Raw genomic sequence first — 18,054 nt, forward strand, 5'->3', positions numbered from 1 at the left:
GCGGTCCTGGACACGGCGGGAAGGCAGTCCCATGGCCGGCTCAGGAAGCCTGCAGGTCTGCGATATCGGCGGCACCGGCGGCGAGGAGGACTTCGGCGAGTTCGATGCCCAGCAGGGTGGCCCCTACTTCCGTGAGTCCGTCCGTTGCCCGTTTGTCCCGGACTGAAGCGGTGCCGTCCACAGCACAGACCACGGCTTCCAGATGGAGCATGCTGCCCTTCCGGAAGGCGTAGGCGCCCACCGGTGCTGCGCAGCCGGCTTCGAGCCGGGCCAGCAGGGCCCGCTCAGCCGTAACAGCGAGCCGGGTATCCGGATCGTCCAGCGCGGCCAGTGCCTGCGCAAGGACATCCTTGGAACCCTCAGTGGAGCCCGGCCTGGGCGGGGCGTCGGCTGTGCGGCACTCAATGGCGAGGGATCCCTGGCCGGCGGCGGGAAGCATAACGTCCGTTTCGAGGAACTCGCTGACGGCATCCAGCCGGCCGATGCGTTCCAGCCCTGCCGCCGCGAGAACCACGGCATCGAGGTCGCAGGACTTGCCCGCAACCACCTGGTCCGTTGCGTTCCCCGGAAGTCCGGGAACCCTGCCCAGGCGGGTGTCCACGTTGCCGCGGATATCCAGGATTTCAAGGTCGGGCCGGGCGGTGCGCAGTTGGGCCGCACGGCGGGGCGAGCCGGTCCCCACGGTGGCGCCTGAGGGGAGATCGGCAAGTTTGAGCCCGTCCCGGGCGCAGAGGACATCGCGGACGTCCACCCGCTTTGGTGTGGCGGCAAGGCTAAGTCCCACTGCCGCGCCGGTGGGCAGGTCCTTGAGCGAATGGATGGCCACGTCGCACTCATTGCGGAGCAGCGCATCGCGCAGCGCGGCGACAAAAACGCCCGTGCCGCCCATTTGGGACAACGAGCCCGTGAGGACGTCACCGTCGGTCCTGATGTGGACGAGTTCCACCGGGAAGCCTCCGACGGCGGCCAGCTGGTCAGCGGTTTGCTGCGTCTGGGTGAGTGCCAGCTTGCTGGCGCGGGTTCCGATGCGGACTGTCACTGCTGCGGCGCTCCCCCGGCCGTGCCTGGCTGGTTGGCCTCCGCGTCGGCCGGATAAGGATCATGGCCAGTGCCCACGGTGGTGTCCGCCCCTGCGATGGTGGGCTTCTCGCCGCGGAAGTTTGCGCAGCATCCCGGGCGGCAGACGTCGTACCAGGGGCCAAGGGCGGTCACTGCCGGGCGGTCGCTGACGTTGTTGGCCACGGTCCGCTCGGAAATCAGGTCCACCAGGCCGTTGACGAATCTGCGGTGGGTGCCGGGAGTGGGAACGCGGGTAGCTGCGAGTCCCAGGTTGGCGCATGTTTCCAGGGCTTCCGTATCCAGGTCCCAGACAACTTCCATGTGGTCGCTCACGAAGCCGAGGGGCACAATAACGATTCCCTTGACGCCCTGGCCGGCAAGCTCTTCAATGGCGTCGTTGATGTCCGGTTCGAGCCACGGCACGTGCGGGGCCCCGGAACGGGACTGGTACACCAGCGACCAAGGGGCGGTAAGGCCCGATTCCTCTTCCACCCGCTGGATGACGGCGGCTGCGGTGGCCAGGTGCTGGGCAACGTACGCGGAGCCCTCTTCGAATTCGCGGGGTTCGCCCTCGGACCGGCCTGCCGCGTCTGCGTCGCGGGTAGGGATGGAGTGCGTGGCAAACAGGATCTGGACGGGCGCGTCGGGTGTGCCTGCGGCTGCCAGTTTTTCCCGGACCTCCGCGAGGCCCGCGGCGGTGCCCTCGACGAAGGGCTCCACGAAGCCGGGGTGGTCGAAGTACTGGCGCACCTTGTCCACTTCCAACCGGCCGTCCAGGCCGGTCTCAGTCAGCGCCATGCCAATGTCTTCACGGTACTGGCGGCAGCTGGAGTAACAGGAGTAGGCACTCGTGGTGATCATCAGCAGGCGGCGGTGCCCGGCGTCGTACGCATCCTGCAGGGTCTGCGGGATGTACGGGGCCCAGTTGCGGTTGCCCCACAGCACGGGAAGGTCAATGCCGCGGGCGCCGAGCTCGGCCTCGAGTGCTGCCTTCAGCTCGCGGTTCTGCTGGTTGATGGGGCTGATGCCGCCGTTTGCACGGTAGTGGTGGGAGACTTCCTCAAGCCGCTCGTCCGGGATTCCGCGCCCGCGGGTCACATTGCGGAGGAACGGGATGACGTCTTCCTGGCCTTCCGGGCCGCCGAAGGAGGCAAGGAGGACGGCGTCGTAATTCTTGGGGGCCATGCGGCCGGCCTCTGTCACGGGGTTAACGGCCGCCACACCATGGGGATCGCGTGCTTCGAGGGGGCTCATGCCAGCACCTCTGCAACTTCTTCCGCCGAGATACGGCGTCCGGTATAGAACGGAATCTCTTCCCGGACGTGGTTGCGCGCTTCCGTGGCGCGAAGGTGGCGCATGAGGTCCACCAGGTCCACGAGCTCAGGTGCCTCAAGGCCCAGGATCCATTCCCAGTCACCCAGCGCGAAGGAGGAGACAGTATTGGAAATGACCTGCGGGAAGTCCCGGCCCAGCAGGCCGTGGTCGCGGAGCATCTTGCCGCGCTCAGCCTCGGGCAGGATATACCACTCGTAGGAGCGGACAAACGGGTAGACGCACAGCCATTCTGCCGGTGCGACGCCGCGGGAGTAGGCAGGGGTGTGGTTCTTGGCGAACTCAGCCTCGCGGTGCACACCCATGGCGGACCAGACAATCTCGGTGCCGGCGAAGAGGGTGCTGCGGCGGATGTCCCGGATGGCCTGCTGCAGGGCTTCGGGCTTGGGCCCGTGGAGCCACACCATTACGTCCGCATCGGCCCGCATGGCGGAAACGTCGTAACTGCCGCGGTGAGTCACGCCGGCCTGGGCAAGCCGTTCCAGCAGGGCCTCGAAGTCGGTGGCAGCAGCGGCGCTGCGCACCAGTGCCTCGGAACGCTTGAAGACCGTCCAGAGGGTGAAAAACTGCTCGGCTGATTCTTCGGTTTTAGTGACAGATTCGGCAGAAGTGTGGCTCATGGTTACAAGTTTGCCCCTTCGTACCCGCCAAGTCGAAACCAGCGAGTTCTACGGCCCGTAGAAGTGCTCAATGTCACAGCAGCATCCGTTGTTTGCGGATCCCCGGAGGTCCGTGCCTAGGGATTTCGCAGGCGGAAGAAGACCAGTCCGGCGGCACCAGCCACCCCTACCAGCCCCGAGCCAAGCCACACCAGGGCACTCTTCGGCTCCGGCTGCGCAGCCAGCACCGCGCTGCTCCGGACGCTGTTGCCGTTCGGGACTGAAGCATACGGCGCCCACCCCGCCTGGGTACGTGGCACGGCGTAAAGCGGTACATATCCGCCCTGTCCGCCCACTTCACCCGTCCCAGTTGCGGTAGCAGCTTCGCCTGCGGCGGCATCGGCGGTGGGCTCGCCTGCCGTCGGCGTGGCAGGATCCGCTGCCACAACGGATGCGGGCGGGGCTGGCTGGGCCGGTGTCGTCCCGCCTGCCCCTGCGGGCGTCTCAGGGGCAGCAGGGGCAGCCGGGGTGCCGGTGCCCGGGGCTTCCGGCACGGCAGCGGGAACCGAAGGCGCAGCACCCGGCGCTGTCCGGGTGGCTGTCGGAGTGCTGGCTGCGGGCGCGCTGGTTGTCGGAACCGGGGACGCCGGAGCGGTGGCTGAAGGTGAAGGTGTTGGTGCCGATGACTTTTGGGTGGCCTTCACGGCGGGACGGAGGGCAGACGGGATTGCGGAGGCGGAAGGAGTAGGAGCCGGGCTGGGGCTGGCAGGCTGCTTGGCATCCGCACCCTTCCCGTTGTCCGCAGGAACGTTGCCATTGTTGCTCTTCCCCTCGCGGTCCTGGCCCGGCGCATTCTCCCGGGCGGCAGCTGACTGGCCCTTCAGCGGGGACACCACGGGGAGGGATTTGGTGTCAACCGCCGGGGCTCCGGGGTCACCAGGGCCGGGCGCTCCCTCTTTTGCTTGGGACGCCGGGACGCCCGTCGTGAGAACCAGTACCGCCCCGACTGCCGCAGCTGCTGCGCCGCGTCGGAGTCCCCCATGGATACCGGTCCGGGGCATGGAAAAATCGGACCTGTTGTAAAACATAGTCATCGACACTAACCATGTCTGGCGGCGAAGTGAAAACCAGCAAAGCACCCAAAGGCGGTCCGGGAGAGCCCTGCTTCCGTGCCTCTACGGGCCTGACCAGCGAGGACGTTCAGCCGGCCAGGTTCCGGATTTGGTTCTTCGTGTCGGACACCACTGCGGCGAGTCCGTTCCCGGCTACCCAGCCGCCTACTACGGCCACGCCGCCCACCGCGTTGCAGGCTTCCCGGATTGCGGTTACCCGGGCGCGGTGTCCGACGGCCGCAAAAGGCAGGGCACCGCGCCACCGTACAACGTCCCACGCCACAACGTCCTGCCGGCCGATGCCAACTCCGAGCAAGGCGGATGCGTCGTGAAGCGACGCCGCCAGGAGCCCGTCGTCGGTATCCGGTCCGCCGGGCTGGTTGCCGGTGCTGTCAACACGTCCATAGGAGAGCCGGATGACATGCCTGCCGGAGCCGGCGGCGGCGGCCAGCCAGTCCCATTTGCCGGTGGCGTGCGTCAGGGCCTTTGCCTGGACGCCGGGAGTTTGTGGTGCAACGAGGATGCCGGTGCCGCGGGGACGGCGGTCCAGTTCAGGCTTGTCCAGGACCAGAGTGACGAGCTGCACGTCAGGCCCGGAACCTGGTTGCTGCCCAGCAATTGCCGGCACTGCCTTTTCCAGCAGTCCGACGGCGGCCGGGCCGTCCACTGCGACGACCAGCAGGCCGGCGTCGAACGTCTCCCCCGCGGCGTCAACGCGCCACCCTTCGGACGTCCGGGCCACGGTTGTTGCCCGCCTTCCGGACAGGAGCGTAACGCCCCGGTCCTGCAGATCGTTGACCAGCGCGGTGACGAGGGTGTGCATTCCGCCTTCGAGCCCGGCCACGGCGGAACCTGCCTTGGCGGGTCCGGCGCTGTTGCGCCGCTGGGATGCAACAGCGGCGGCCAGGGAGCCATGCTGCCGCAGCCCTGCGCGGAGTCCCGGAGCCACCATGTCGACGTCCAGGAGTCCGGGGTCGGCCGAGTGCACGCCACCCACAACGGGCGCTACCAGCCGCTCCAGGACCCGGCGTCCCATGCGCGCCCGGACGAGGGCGGACACGCTGACAACGTCCGCAGCCGTGCCGATGGACGCGGGCAGGATCCTATCGAGGGAGGCGCGGAGCGAGCCGAGCAGGCCCAGGGACCTGCGAACCTCGGGATCCCACGGGTTGGCGGGAATTCCCAGAACGCCTGTCTTGGGAAGTTCGCGGGGGCCGTCCGGGAGCTGGACCCAGGCGCCGCCGGGCCGGGGCGCAACGATCCTGTCCGAAAGGCCCAGTTCCCCGGCAAGGCTGGCAACGGCGTCGGACCGCGTAGCGAAGGACTCTGCCCCGCTGTCCAGGGTGAGGCCCGCTACAACATGGCTGCCGACGCAGCCACCCCACTCACCGCCGGCTTCCAGGACTGTCACCGCGTGCCCGGCAACGGCCAGCTCCCGGGCGGACAGGAGACCTGAGATCCCACCGCCCAGCACCAACGCGGGCGGGGCACCAGCCGGGTGAATCGCCACGGGTTACTCCGGCGAGATGGAGTGGATGAGCTCTACAACCCGGGTGAGGACGGCGGGGTCGGTCTCGGGAGGAACGCCGTGGCCAAGATTGAGGACGTGGCCGGGCGCAGCAGCACCGGCGGCAATAACAGCGCGGACGTGCGCTTCCAGGATTTCCCAGGGCGCGGACAGCAGCGCGGGGTCTATGTTTCCCTGCAGCGGGACCGATCCGCCCAGCCTCCGGTTGGCCTCGTCCAGCGGCAGGCGGTAATCAACACCCACCACATCCACGCCTACGTCCCGCATTGCCACGAGAAGCTCGGAGGTACCGGTGCCGAAGTGGATGAGCGGGGCGCCAAGGTGCCTTACATGATCCAGCGCGCGCCTGGACGCCGGGGCCACAAATTGTGTGTAGTCGGCCAGGCCCAGGGAGCCTGCCCACGAGTCGAACAGCTGCCCGGCGGAGGCACCAGCCTCCAGCTGGGCCTGCAGGAACATGCCGGATGCATCGGCGGCCCAGTTGGCGAGGGCGCGCCAAGTTTCCGGGTCTGCGTGCATCATAGTGCGGGGTCCGAGGTGGTCGCGGGACGGCTTGCCCTCCACCATGTACGCCGCCAGGGTGAAGGGCGCCCCGGCGAAGCCGATGAGCGGGGTCTTACCGAGTTCGGCCACCGTAAGCCGGACCGCCTGGCGGATAGGTTCGAGCGCCTCCCAGGTCAGCTCCGGCAGGGCGGCAACGTCCGCGGCAGTCCGGACGGGCCTGTCCAGGACCGGGCCCACTCCGGGCACGATGTCCACGCCCACGCCCGCCAGCTTGAGCGGAATGACAATGTCGGAGAAGAAGATTCCGGCGTCCACATCGTGGCGGCGGACCGGCTGGAGGGTGATCTCCGAGGCGAGCTCCGGGCGCAGGCAAGAGTCCAGCATGGCAATGCCTTCGCGGACTTTGAGATACTCAGGGAGCGAACGCCCCGCCTGCCGCATGAACCATACGGGGCGGCGCGATGGCTTTCCGCCGCGGTAGGCCGTGATCAGCGGCGAGTCTGCGGTGCGTCCATCCACCAGTGGATGGTCTGCAGCGAGGGCGCCGGCAGCGGACATGGCAGGGCTGGAAGTCATGCCTTTGATTGTGCCCAAAAACAGCAGCAAAAGATAACGACAGGCTGTCACGCCAGGGGCCCTTTCCCCCGTCGTGGCAGGAATCACAGCGCCGGCCGGCCGCATCCGGGCCGGGCGGTTGTTCTACCGAGGAACGAAAAAGCTATGATTGACCTGCTGTGGTTCTTTTTTCATTGGTGGCTACACACGCCGACATCGATCTTGAGACCGTTGCTCAGTTGAGCAACGGTGCCTCTGGGATCGCCACATCCGCTCTCTCCGGATCGCCGGCGGTGACGGGTGCGGTTGTCCTTGCCACCTGCAACCGCTACGAAATCTATGGTGAGGCTCCCCACCCGGACGACGTTGAAGCCGCCCGCGCAGCGCTTGTCGCCCAGATCAGCGACGTCAGCGGACTCAGCGAACCGCTGGTTTCCCGCTCCTTCAGCACCCGCACCGGCCCTGAAGTAAGCCAGCACCTCTTTGCCGTCAGCGCCGGGCTGGATTCCGCCGTCGTCGGTGAACGCGAGATCGCGGGCCAGGTACGCCGGGCACTCATCACCGCCCAGCACGAAGGAACCGCCAGCTCCGGACTCGTGCGCCTGTTCCAGGCCGCGTCAAAGACAGCCAAGGACGTCGGCGCCCAGACCGCACTGGGATCACGGGGACTTTCCATCGTTTCCGTGGCTTTGGATTTGGCAACTGACCTTTCCGAGAACCCTGACTGGTCCACCAAGAAGGTGGTGGTCTTCGGCACCGGAGCCTACGCCGGCGCCACGATGGCGCTGCTGCGTGAGCGGGGCTGTACCGACATCTCCGTCTTCTCTTCCTCAGGCCGCGCCGAAGGCTTTGTGGCCACCCGCGGCGGCACGGCCCTTGACGAGGAAACGCTGCGTCCTGCCGTGGCTGCGGCGGACGTGATGATCGGCTGCAGCGGCTCGGACACCCGGGTGGAAGCCGATGAACTCGCCCTCGTGCGCGCAGATTCGCCACAGCCACTGATTGCCATCGATCTGGCCCTTACCCATGATTTCGACCCCGGCGTGGGCGAGCTGGAAGGCGTTGAGCTGTTGACCCTGGAATCCGTGCGCCTCGCCGCACCGCAGGAACAGGCTGAGTCACTGGCCCAGGCAAGCGGCATCGTCAGCGGCGCAGCCAAGGCCTTCGAGCAGGAGCGGGAGGCCCGGTCCGTGGATTCCGCGATCGTTGCACTGCGGCGGCACACCATGAACGTCCTGGACGCGGAAATGGAGAAGGTCCGTGCCCGGCACGGCTGCACGGCGGCAGCTGAAGAGGTGGAGTTCGCACTTCGGCGCATGGTCAAGCAGCTGCTTCACGTTCCCACCGTGCGCGCCCGCGAGCTCGCGGCCAACGGCCAGCAGGACGAGTACGTTGCCGCGCTGGAGGCCCTCTACGGCATTACTGTGGAGCAGCCGGCAGCCCGCGCCGTTCCCCAGGCCGAGTGCCCGGTGGACCACCAGGGCCTCGAAAGCGCCTGACCAGCCAACGCCCCACCACAACCTGCCCGCTTCTGGGCAACGCTCTCTCACTTAATGTGCCCTTTCCACCCACGCCCTCTCACTCTCCCAAAGGAAAGTGAGAGAGCGTCCTCGGAAAAGGCGCGTCAAGTGAGAGAGCGTCCTCGGAAAAGGCGCGTCAAGTGAGAGAGCGTCCGTTCAAAAGGGTGCGGAAGTGATGGCGCGTTGGGGTGGGCGAGCCCGGGCTTAGTAGACGGGCTTGTTGGGTTCCACCTCGCGGACCCAGGCGAGGATGCCGCCGTCGAGATGGCTGACCCGCTGATAGCCGGCCTTCTGTGCCGCCGCCAGGACGTTCGCCGAGCGGGTCCCGGCCTTGCACAGGAACACAATGTCTTTGTCCTGCGGCAGCTCCTTCCACGCTTCCCCGGCAAGGATCCGTCCCTGCGGGATGAGCACGGCGCCGTCGATCCTGACAATGTCGTATTCGCCGGGCTCCCGGACGTCCACGAGCTCAAAGTCCTTCAGGCCGGCCTTCCGGGACGCGAGCATGGTGGCCAGCTGGGTAGCTGTGACGGTGTGTTCAGTGTCCGCCTGCGCCGCCGGCGTAATGCCGCAGAACGCCTCATAGTCCGTCAGCTCCGTGATCGGCTCGGCAGCCGGGTCCTTGGAGACGCGGATCTCGCGCCAGCTGCCGCCCAGGGCGTCGAACAGGGCCACCCTGCCCAGCAGCGAGCGTCCGACGCCGGTAATCAGCTTCACTGCCTCAGTCACCATCAGCGACCCCACCGCAGCGCAAAGCATGCCGAACACCCCGCCCTCACCGCATGAAGGGACAGACCCTGCCGGCGGCGCCTCAGGATAGAGGTCACGGTAGGTGGGTCCGTGCTTTTCCCAGAAGACGCTCACCTGCCCGTCGAAGCGGAAGATGGAGCCCCAGACGTAGGGCTTGCCCAGGATGGCGGCGGCGTCGTTGACCAGGTAGCGGGTGGCGAAGTTGTCGGCGCCGTCCAGGATCAGGTCGTAGTCCGCGAACAGCTCCAGGGCATTGGAGGCGTCCAACCGGACGTTATGCAGCCGGACGTCCACCAACGGGTTGAGGGCAGCAATGGCGTCCCGCGCCGACTCGATCTTCGGCCGGCCAACGTCAGCCACACCGTGGATGACCTGGCGCTGCAAATTGCTGAGGTCAACCGCGTCGTCGTCGATGATCCCCAGCGTCCCCACCCCCGCGGCCGCAAGGTACAGCAGCGCCGGGGACCCGAGCCCGCCGGCGCCGATCACCAGTACTTTGGCATTCTTGAGCCTCCGCTGCCCCAGTGCGCCGATCTCGGGAATGATGAGGTGCCGCGAGTAGCGCTCCACCTCGTCAGGAGTGAGCTCACCGGCCGGTTCAACCAGCGGAGGCAGTGAAATAGTCGAAACATTTGCGGAGAATGTCGAAGCCATACTTCAATGTATGCCCCGGGATACCGCCCGGTCATATTACCCCGACGTAGAGTGGGGGTAACTGCAAGGGAAAGAAGGACAACTGTGGTCCATGAAGCACGGGCTGACCGCCCGTCCGCAGCCGAACCGCAAACCGCCTCCCGCCCCGCCGGGCAACGGTCCGCCCGGCTTCCCCGGGATGAGAGACGCGCACAACTTCTTTCCGCAGCACAGGAAGTCTTCGTTGCCAACGGCTATCACGGCGCCGCCATGGACGAAATCGCAGAGACAGCCCACGTCAGCAAACCGGTCCTGTACCAGCACTTCCCCTCAAAGCGGGAGCTGTACCTGGCCCTGCTCGAAAGCCACCTGGCCTCCTTGACGGACCTGATGCTGGGGGCGCTGAACTCCACCACTGACAACGACGAACGCGTGCAGGCCGTGATGCGGGCCTATTTCCGGTTCATCGCCAACGATGACCAGGCCCACCGGCTCGTTTTCGAATCCGACCTCATCAACGATCCGGATGTCAGCTCACGGCTGGAGACCTTTAACCGGACATTTGCCGACGCCATTGCACACGTCATCGCCGAGGACACCAAGCTTCCCCACCTGGAGGCAGAGCTCCTGGGCCGCGGGCTCGCCGGGATGGCTCAGGTCAGCGCCCGCTACTGGCTCGAAACCGACGGGAACCTGGACCTCGATGTGGCCAGCGACCTCATCTACCGTTTAGCTTGGCGCGGAATCTCTCGCTTCCCCAAAGAGTCCTAGACTACAAATAAGACATAACCCGAGTAACGTGAACCGGCTGGGAGGCCCCCTGTGGAAATTAAGATCGGCGTTCAAAATGTTGGCCGCGAAATTGTGCTGGAATCGGTCGAGGATCCGGACTCCGTAGCCAAGGTTGTAGAGGAAGCCATCACCAGCGGCAGCGAACTGCGCCTAAAGGATGACAAGGGACGCCTGATCATTGTTCCCGGCAAGGCACTGGCCTATGTAGAAATCGGTGCCGAGGAACAGCGCCGCGTAGGTTTCGGCCAGTTCTAGCCCCGTTCCCCGCTGAGGGGCGAGCATTCCAAGGAGAGCCATGCTTTCGCTGACCATTGTGGTGCTGGTGACAGCGGCCGCAGGTTTCATCGTCTGGGCCAACGACAAGCGGCACACAAAATACGGTGTTGTCCTGCCGGCCGGCGTTGCCGTGGGTGTGGGAGCTGTCACCTGGATCATCCTGATGGCTGCAGGCTTCGGCTACCTGCCGGGCATGACCTGGCTGCCGTGGGTCCTGCCCATGGTTTTGGGCGCAGCAGCGGCAGTTGCCGTGGTCCTGTATCTGGGCCGTACGCGGGCCAGGCATGATCTGGAACGGATTACTGCGGCGCTGAAGCTTTAGCCGGAAAGACCCCGCCCCGCACACCAAGCACGCCTGTGACCACTGCCCTCCGGGGTGGTGGTCACAGTTGTTTAAGCGGCTGCTGGGTGCCTGGCCGGTTCGGCTACCGCATGGACCGCGGCGGCGGCTTCACTCACTGCCTCGGCCGCGCCCACGTCGCGGGCGGTGACTTCTCCCCCGGCGTCATGCGAGGTGTAAAGGAGGAACACCCGGTTGTACCGCCAGTCTAGGTCCGGGTGGTGGTTCTGTTCCTCGGCAAGGCGCCCGACGGCGGCAATCAGCTCAAGTGCGGCAGCCGCCGTCGGCACCTTGTACACCGTCACCAGCGCACCTTGGCTGTACCGCCAGTCCGTCAGGACGGCCAGTGCGTCCTCGAGCCGCTCGGGAGAAAGAATGTCCTTGCCGGCCATGGCTGCTCCTCACCTTATGGCTGGCGGAGCGGCACCGGGAGCGGGCTACAGGAACTCTGCCCGGCCCTCCATGGCCGACGACGCCAGTGCATGTTCGCGGCGCGGGATCCTGCCCGCCGCTTTCGCCAGCCTACCGGCGATCACCGCATGTTTGAAGGCCTCCCCCATCAGGGCAGGATTCTGCGCCCGGGTTACGGCCGTAGCCAGCAGCACGGCGTCGCACCCCAGCTCCATGGCAAGGGCCGCGTCCGAGGCGGTACCGATGCCGGCATCCAGGACCACCGGAACCGAGGCGCGGGAAACGATCAGCTCGATGTTGTGCGGGTTCAGGATGCCCAGTCCGGTGCCGATCGGCGCCCCGAGCGGCATGACTGCGGTGGCCCCAAGGTTTTCAAGCCGGAGCGCGAGGACGGGATCGTCGTTGGTGTAGGCAAAAACCTTGAAGCCCCTGTTGACCAGTTGTTCCGTGGCGTCCACCAGTTCGACGGCGTCCGGCAGCAGGGTCTGTTCGTCAGCTATGACTTCCAGCTTCACCCAGTCGGTTTCCAGTGCCTCACGGGCCAGTTCCGCCGTCAGCACGGCATCCCGGGCGGTGAAGCAACCGGCCGTATTGGGCAGCACGCGGATGCCGTGGTCCACGAGCAGCTGGAAGAGCGAGCCCGTCTCGGCCGTGGAATACCGCCGCATTGCTACCGTCGTCAGACCCGTGCCGGAGGCCAGGAGGGCAGCCCCCAGGCCGTCCAGGCTGGGCGCGCCGCCGGTGCCCATGATGAGCCGGGATGTCAGGGTTACGCCGTCAATGACCAGCGGATCATCGTGGCCCGCCACGCTTGGAGTAGTGATGGTTTCGGTCATGGTCTCAGCCTCCCTGCACAGCCGTGACGAGTTCGACCTCGTCGCCTTCCGCGAGCGCGGTAGTAAACCACTGGCTGCGCGGTACAACCTCGGAATTGTGGGCCACGGCCACACCAAGCTTTTGGCCGTCCGTTGCCTGCCCGTTGGCGGCCAGGGGGCGGCCGGTGACCTGGCTGACGAGCACGGTGATGGAGGCGCCCTCAGGCACAGGGTGCCGGGTTCCGTTCAAGGTGATGTTCATGCTGTTTCCTTCGTGGGCGATGTGTGGCGGAAGTGGTTGGAGGCTGAGCCCGTGGTTAAGCGGGCGCCTGCCCTCGTGGAAAAGCGGCCCGGGCTGAAGGCCGCCCAACGGGGGTCCTCGCGGCCGTCCAAAAGGTCCCGGCAGACGGCGGCTGCGGCGGGCGTCAGCAGGACTCCGTGCCGGAAGAACCCGGTGGCGATGATGAGGCCGGCAACGTACCCGTGCTCCCGGTCCGCCGCTGACTCCGGGGCGGGAACCCGCCCCAGCAGCGGCGCGTTGTCGGGCGTTCCGGGACGGGCGCGTGCAGTGCATTCCAGCAGTTCGAGTTCGGCGACGGCGGGAACCAGTACCTGCGCGTCGCGGAGGAGCTGGTACACGCCCCCGGCGGAAACGGCGTCCATGGCGGACAGCGCGTCTTCACGCTGGGTTGCCCCGATCACCACCGTGCCGTCCCTGCGGGGAACGATATAGACGGGAACGCCATGCACCAGCCCGCGGACCGTGGACGTCACCAGGGGCTGCAGGTGCCGGGGCACTGCCAGGCGGAGGATGTCCCCGTGGACGGGCCGCACTGGCAGGTTCAGCCCTGGGGGTAGCCCTTCAAGAGCTGCCGCGTGCAGCCCGTTCGCCACCACCGTTTCGGCGGCCAGCACCGTTCCCCCGTCCGCCAGGCGCACGCCGGCAACAGCTCCCCCGTGCCACAGCAGCCCGGTTGCCTTGGCCGCTACCGCAAACCCGCCGACGACGCCGGCTGCTGCAGTACCGCGGGCCGCAACTTTGTCCCTGTTCCCGCCGCCGTCGTCCATGCCATGAGCCAAGGCGGCCCGCAGGCACGCCACCAACAGCCGCGGATCCACCTGGTGGTCGGCCGGAGTGTCCAGCGCGCAGGCGATCCCCGGGCTGAGCAGGGGTTCCCGTTGTCGCGCGTCCCGGACAGTTACCGGCTCAACGGAAAGGCCGCTGGCCTGCTGGACGGTGCGCAGGTCCATCAGGGCGCGGCGGTCGGCGGCGTCGGCACCCACGGCGAGGGTCGGCGTCGTAATGTATCCCGGATCTGTTCCCGACGCAGCGGTGAGGCCGCCGGCAAAAGCCGGCCAGCGGGACGAGGCATCCAGCATGAATTCCAGGAGATCCTCCTCCTGGTAGTGCAGCTCGCTCACCGGGGCAAGCATCCCGGCGGCGGCCCAGCTGGCCCCCGAACCCGGTGCGTCATCGATCACCACCACGGAACGGCCGGAACGCTTCGCCTCCCACGCAATGCCGTGGCCGATCACTCCACCGCCGATCACCGCCACATCAGCGTGGATGGTGTTGGCCGCATCCACGGCCAGGGGCTCTGGTGATGCGCGCATGTGTCTCCTTCCCTACGCCGGTATTAGCCGGATCAGGTCAAGCGGTCGGCTCTGACGCCCTCTCAGCCCGGCGCTTTGTGACAGCTGCCGCGGGCTCCCGCAGTACGAGGCCAGTGTAGAGGAACTAGGCTTTCCCCCATGAATGTGTCCCACACCCCTGCCGCCGGCACCGACGTACTCAGCAGCGCCAAGATCAGCAACGGCGTCAACGCCGCCCGCCTCTACCTCTGCACCGACGCCCGCCGGGACCGCGGCGACTTCGGCCAGTTCGTGGACGCAGCGTACGCCGGCGGGGTGGACATCATCCAGCTGCGCGACAAGGCCATCGAAGCAGGAGAGGAGCTGGAACTCCTGGCGGTGCTCAAGGAAGCGGCAGAGCGGCACGGCCGGCTCTGGGCTGTCAACGACCGCGCCGACATTGCGGTGCTGTCCGGGGCACCCGTCTTCCACATCGGCCAAAAGGACCTGCCCCTGGACGCTGCACGCACCCTGCTCAACGGCAACGCCGCCATCGGCCTGTCCAGCCACACCCCTGCCCAGGTGGACGCGGCGCTCGGTGCGGCCGCCCGCCCCGCCGGGCTGGACTACTTCTGCGTCGGACCGGTGTGGGCAACGCCCACCAAACCGGGGCGGGCAGCGGTGGGACTGGAGCTGGTGAAGTATGCCGCCGACGCTGCCCGGCCGGCGGAGCAGGAGGGACAGTCCGACGGCGGTGTTCCCTGGTTCGCGATCGGCGGCATCGACCACGGCAACGTGGAGCAGGTGGTGGACGCAGGCGCACGCAGGATTGTGGTGGTGCGGGCCATTACGGAAGCGGACGATCCCGCAGCCGCCGCCGCTGCACTGCACGCCGCCCTGGACGCCCCAAACTCCTGACAACGCCGCTCCGGGCCGGATGCCTGCACTATGCAGCCGATTCCGGCTAGGCTGATTTTCGTGTCACACCATCGGCTGGCCCCCAACGTCCACGAGCACAACAACGCGCTTGAGGAAGCGCTGAGTGCCCTGAGGACCGAGCTGGAGCTGCCGGGCGCCTACCCCGACGAGGCGGTGGCTGACGCGAAAGCGGCAGTCGAATCCCTGCAGCTCCCTGCCTACGACCTCACCGGCGTCGAATTCATCACCATCGATCCGGCGTCGTCCACCGACCTGGACCAGGCGCTGTTTATTGAAGCCGACGGCGACGGCTACCACGTGCTGTACGCCATCGCCGATGTGCCCGCATTTGTGGCCCCCGGCGGGCCCCTGGACGCGGAAACACGCCGCCGGGGCCAGACGTTCTATGCCCCCGACGGTCGAATCCCGCTGCATCCAGAAGTCATCAGCGAAGAGGCCGGGAGCCTCCTTCCCGGGCAGGACTGCTCTGCGTTCGTCTGGGACTTCCGCCTGGACAGCGCCGCCGAGGTGACGTCCGTGGCCGTAAAGCGGGCCCGGATGCGCAGCCGCGCGAAGCTCAGCTATAAAGGGGTGCAGGCGGAGCTCGACGCCGGTACCGCCTCGCCGGTGCTGCAGCTCCTTAAGGAAGTTGGGCTCAAGCGCGTGGACCTGGAACGGGCCCGCGGCGGTGCCAGCCTGAACATGCCGGAACAGGAGATCGTCCAGCTTCCCGACGGCGGCTATCGGATTGCCGCCGCTCCCCAGCTTCCGGTGGAGGACTGGAACGCGCAGATATCCCTCATGACCGGAATGGCGGCGGCGGGCCTGATGCTGGCGGGAAAAGTGGGCATCCTGCGCACCATGCCGTCCCCGGACGAGCGCTCCCTGAATCATTTCCGGCTGCAGACAGAGGCCCTTGGCAAGCCCTGGGACGGTGAGGTCAGGTACGGCGAATACCTGCGCAGCCTCGATTCCACCGATCCCCGCCAGCTTGCCATTCTGCATTCGGCCGGCATGCTGTTCCGTGGCGCCGCCTATACGGCTTTTGACGGTGCCGTCCCCAAGGACGCAGTCCAGTCCGCCATTGGTGCCGCCTATGCCCACACCACCGCTCCCCTGCGCCGCCTCGTGGACCGCTTTGTCCTGGTGATCTGCGAGGCGTTGAGTAACGGCGGCAATGTACCGGCCTGGGCACGGGAGGCACTTCAGTCGCTGCCCGAGATCATGGCCGGGTCCGACCAGCTGGCATCACGGATGGAGCGCATGGCCCTGGACACCGTGGAGGCTGCCTTGCTGGTTAACCACATCGGGCAGGATTTCGACGCAATCGTGATTTCCGGGTCCAAGCCGCAAAAGGAAAACGGCAAAAACGGCAGCGGCAACGGGAAGAACGGCAACGGTAAGAACGGCAACGGGAACGGCAGTTCGGGAGTCATCCAGATTGCAGACCCCGCTGTGACCGCCCGCTGCGCCGGGGAACTGGTGTCCGGAACCAAGGTCCGGGTCCGGCTGGTCTCCTCGGATATCGTGACGCGGGAAGTCCATTTCGAACTCGTGGAGTAGTGCGGCAAAGTGCCACCCGGCCGGGAAAGCCGGGATTTGGGCCGCCTGCGGCTAGACTGAAGAGGTAGATATGGATGCCCGGTCGTTGATTTCCTTGATTTGAAACCAACAAGCCCGCCCCTACGCGATCTTGAGATACACCCGCTGGTCACCAGTGCCAGCATTTAGATAGCCCGCGATCGGCTTCCACTGGAATTGCTTGTGCGCCCGAGCGTGCTCCGGAACAGCCTTTGGCCGGCCCGTTGAGCAGGCAGCGCCACTGCCCAAATGAATAAGGAAACTCCACAGTGAGTGAATTGCATACCCACCAGCTTCTGACCGACGAGACCGGCACCGAGACCATCGAGCCGGAAGAAACCATCATCTCGGACGAGAAGCCCCACGAAATCGCGGAGAAGTCCTTCGCGGACTACAACGTCCGGGCCGATATCGTGGAATCCCTGGCCGACGCCGGGATCACCCACCCCTTCCCCATCCAGGCCATGACCCTGCCGGTGGCCCTGTCCGGCCACGACATCATCGGCCAGGCCAAGACCGGTACCGGCAAGACCCTCGGCTTCGGCATCCCCGCCCTCCAGCGCGTGGTGGGCCAGGACGACCCCGGCTACGACAAGCTCCCGGTTCCCGGCGCCCCGCAGGCCCTGGTCATCGTCCCTACGCGCGAACTCGCCGTGCAGGTGGCCAATGACCTGCAGACCGCTTCCCGCAAACGCAACGCCCGCATCACTACCATCTACGGCGGCCGTGCCTACGAGCCGCAGGTGGAGGCATTGAAGAAGGGCGTGGAGATCGTGGTGGGAACACCCGGCCGCCTCATCGACCTTTACAAGCAGAAGCACCTGAGCCTGAAGAACGTCAAAATCGTCATCCTGGACGAAGCTGACGAGATGCTGGACCTCGGCTTCCTGCCGGACGTGGAAACCCTCATTGCCGGCACGCCGGCAGTACGCCAGACCCTGCTGTTCTCCGCCACCATGCCCGGGCCTGTCATTGCGATGGCCCGACGCTACATGACGCAGCCCACGCACATCCGCGCCGCAGATCCCGATGACGAGGGCCTCACCAAGCGCGATATCCGGCAGTTGATCTACCGCGCCCACAGCATGGACAAGACCGAAGTTGTGGCCCGCATCCTGCAGGCGCGTGGCCGCGGCCGCACCATTATCTTCACCAAGACCAAGCGCACCGCCGCAAAGGTGGCCGAGGAGCTTGTGGACCGCGGCTTCGCAGCTGCCGCCATCCACGGCGACCTGGGACAGGGCGCCCGTGAACAGGCACTGCGTGCCTTCCGCAATAACAAGGTGGACGTCCTGGTGGCCACCGACGTCGCCGCGCGCGGCATCGACGTTGATGACGTCACCCACGTCATCAACTACCAGTGCGTGGAAGACGAGAAGATCTACCTGCACCGCGTGGGCCGCACCGGCCGGGCCGGCAACAAGGGCACGGCGGTGACCTTCGTGGACTGGGATGACATGCCGCGCTGGAGCCTCATCAACAAGGCCCTGGGCCTGAGCGTGCCGGAGCCCATCGAGACCTATTCCTCCTCACCGCACCTCTACGAGGACCTGGACATCCCTGAGGGCACCAAGGGCCGCCTGCCGCGTGACAAGCGCATCCTTGCCGGAGTCGACGCTGAGGTACTGGAAGACTTGGGCGAAACCGGCAAGAAGAACAGCCGCGGCGGCCGTGACAGTGGCCCGTCACGCGAACGCGACGGCCGGGACCGCAGCAGCCGGGGCCGCGACAGCAGGGGCGGAAACCGCGACGACAGC

At 66.7% G+C, this 18,054-nt stretch carries 18 protein-coding genes and 1 riboswitch; of the genes, 7 read left to right on the forward strand and 11 right to left on the reverse strand.

Annotation, left to right across the window (positions count from 1 at the left end):
• Positions 1-40: 40 nt before the first annotated feature.
• From hemC to hemE, 6 genes are all read right to left on the reverse strand, one after another.
• A complete protein-coding gene (gene hemC / locus AC5RV1_RS05905; RefSeq protein WP_493993861.1) occupies positions 41-1,039 on the reverse strand; it encodes a hydroxymethylbilane synthase in 999 nt (332 codons plus the stop codon).
• Positions 1,036-2,313: a ferrochelatase gene (locus AC5RV1_RS05910; RefSeq protein ID WP_493993862.1), complete on the reverse strand. Its 1,278-nt coding sequence runs from the start codon at positions 2,311-2,313 to the stop codon at positions 1,036-1,038. Before AC5RV1_RS05910 ends, hemC begins: the two co-directional genes overlap by 4 nt.
• Complete coding sequence (gene hemQ / locus AC5RV1_RS05915) at positions 2,310-3,011, reverse strand: hydrogen peroxide-dependent heme synthase (RefSeq protein ID WP_163162208.1); 702 nt, start codon at positions 3,009-3,011, stop codon at positions 2,310-2,312. The genes AC5RV1_RS05910 and hemQ overlap by 4 nt, the downstream gene beginning before the upstream one ends.
• 116 nt (positions 3,012-3,127) lie before the next feature.
• Positions 3,128-4,084, reverse strand: a complete 957-nt coding sequence (locus tag AC5RV1_RS05920; RefSeq protein ID WP_493993863.1) for a hypothetical protein — start codon at positions 4,082-4,084, stop codon at positions 3,128-3,130.
• A 106-nt stretch (positions 4,085-4,190) separates the two neighbouring features.
• The gene (gene hemG, locus AC5RV1_RS05925; protein ID WP_493993864.1) at positions 4,191-5,612 is read right to left on the reverse strand and encodes a protoporphyrinogen oxidase; all 1,422 of its coding nucleotides are present in this window, start codon (positions 5,610-5,612) and stop codon (positions 4,191-4,193) included.
• Positions 5,613-5,615: 3 nt separating this feature from the next.
• Positions 5,616-6,710 (reverse strand): uroporphyrinogen decarboxylase, encoded by a 1,095-nt coding sequence (gene hemE, locus AC5RV1_RS05930; RefSeq protein ID WP_493946671.1) that lies wholly within the window; start codon positions 6,708-6,710, stop codon positions 5,616-5,618.
• A 158-nt stretch (positions 6,711-6,868) separates the two neighbouring features.
• On the opposite strand from hemE, the gene AC5RV1_RS05935 reads away from it, so the two are divergent.
• The gene (locus AC5RV1_RS05935) at positions 6,869-8,188 is read left to right on the forward strand and encodes a glutamyl-tRNA reductase (RefSeq protein WP_163162202.1); all 1,320 of its coding nucleotides are present in this window, start codon (positions 6,869-6,871) and stop codon (positions 8,186-8,188) included.
• Positions 8,189-8,413: 225 nt separating this feature from the next.
• Here AC5RV1_RS05935 and moeB read toward each other — a convergent pair whose 3' ends face one another.
• The gene (gene moeB, locus AC5RV1_RS05940) at positions 8,414-9,613 is read right to left on the reverse strand and encodes a molybdopterin-synthase adenylyltransferase MoeB (protein ID WP_493993865.1); all 1,200 of its coding nucleotides are present in this window, start codon (positions 9,611-9,613) and stop codon (positions 8,414-8,416) included.
• An 84-nt stretch (positions 9,614-9,697) separates the two neighbouring features.
• Here moeB and AC5RV1_RS05945 point away from each other — a divergent pair, with 84 nt between their 5' ends.
• The 3 genes from AC5RV1_RS05945 to AC5RV1_RS05955 are packed head-to-tail and all read left to right on the forward strand — an operon-like array spanning position 9,698 to position 10,982.
• On the forward strand, positions 9,698-10,363 hold the full coding sequence (locus tag AC5RV1_RS05945; protein ID WP_493946674.1) for a TetR/AcrR family transcriptional regulator: 666 nt from the start codon (positions 9,698-9,700) through the stop codon (positions 10,361-10,363).
• A gap of 51 nt (positions 10,364-10,414) precedes the next feature.
• Positions 10,415-10,639, forward strand: a complete 225-nt coding sequence (locus AC5RV1_RS05950) for a DUF3107 domain-containing protein (RefSeq protein ID WP_493946675.1) — start codon at positions 10,415-10,417, stop codon at positions 10,637-10,639.
• Between the two features lie 40 nt (positions 10,640-10,679).
• Positions 10,680-10,982 (forward strand): hypothetical protein, encoded by a 303-nt coding sequence (locus tag AC5RV1_RS05955; protein WP_493993866.1) that lies wholly within the window; start codon positions 10,680-10,682, stop codon positions 10,980-10,982.
• A 71-nt stretch (positions 10,983-11,053) separates the two neighbouring features.
• Here the strand turns inward: AC5RV1_RS05955 and AC5RV1_RS05960 are convergent, their stop codons facing one another.
• The 4 genes from AC5RV1_RS05960 to thiO all read right to left on the reverse strand — a co-directional run bounded on the left by AC5RV1_RS05960 (position 11,054) and on the right by thiO (position 13,840).
• Positions 11,054-11,392 (reverse strand): 4a-hydroxytetrahydrobiopterin dehydratase, encoded by a 339-nt coding sequence (locus tag AC5RV1_RS05960; RefSeq protein ID WP_493946677.1) that lies wholly within the window; start codon positions 11,390-11,392, stop codon positions 11,054-11,056.
• A 45-nt stretch (positions 11,393-11,437) separates the two neighbouring features.
• Positions 11,438-12,247 carry a thiazole synthase gene (locus AC5RV1_RS05965; RefSeq protein ID WP_493946678.1) on the reverse strand — a complete coding sequence of 270 codons (810 nt, stop codon included), beginning with the start codon at positions 12,245-12,247 and terminating at the stop codon, positions 11,438-11,440.
• Between the two features lie 4 nt (positions 12,248-12,251).
• A complete protein-coding gene (gene thiS / locus AC5RV1_RS05970; protein ID WP_493946679.1) occupies positions 12,252-12,488 on the reverse strand; it encodes a sulfur carrier protein ThiS in 237 nt (78 codons plus the stop codon).
• On the reverse strand, positions 12,485-13,840 hold the full coding sequence (thiO, locus tag AC5RV1_RS05975; protein WP_493993867.1) for a glycine oxidase ThiO: 1,356 nt from the start codon (positions 13,838-13,840) through the stop codon (positions 12,485-12,487). Before thiO ends, thiS begins: the two co-directional genes overlap by 4 nt.
• A riboswitch (TPP riboswitch) is annotated at positions 13,833-13,951 on the reverse strand. It overlaps the preceding gene by 8 nt.
• A 27-nt stretch (positions 13,952-13,978) precedes the next feature.
• Between thiO and thiE the strand changes: the two genes are divergently transcribed.
• From thiE to AC5RV1_RS05990, 3 genes are all read left to right on the forward strand, one after another.
• The gene (gene thiE / locus AC5RV1_RS05980; RefSeq protein WP_493993868.1) at positions 13,979-14,716 is read left to right on the forward strand and encodes a thiamine phosphate synthase; all 738 of its coding nucleotides are present in this window, start codon (positions 13,979-13,981) and stop codon (positions 14,714-14,716) included.
• A 60-nt stretch (positions 14,717-14,776) separates the two neighbouring features.
• Positions 14,777-16,279 (forward strand): RNB domain-containing ribonuclease, encoded by a 1,503-nt coding sequence (locus AC5RV1_RS05985; RefSeq protein ID WP_493993869.1) that lies wholly within the window; start codon positions 14,777-14,779, stop codon positions 16,277-16,279.
• A gap of 287 nt (positions 16,280-16,566) precedes the next feature.
• A partial coding sequence (locus AC5RV1_RS05990) for a DEAD/DEAH box helicase (protein WP_493993870.1) occupies positions 16,567-18,054 on the forward strand: 1,488 nt, incomplete at its 3' end.

The sequence above is a fragment of the Arthrobacter sp. Hb9-2 genome, assembly GCF_059091165.1.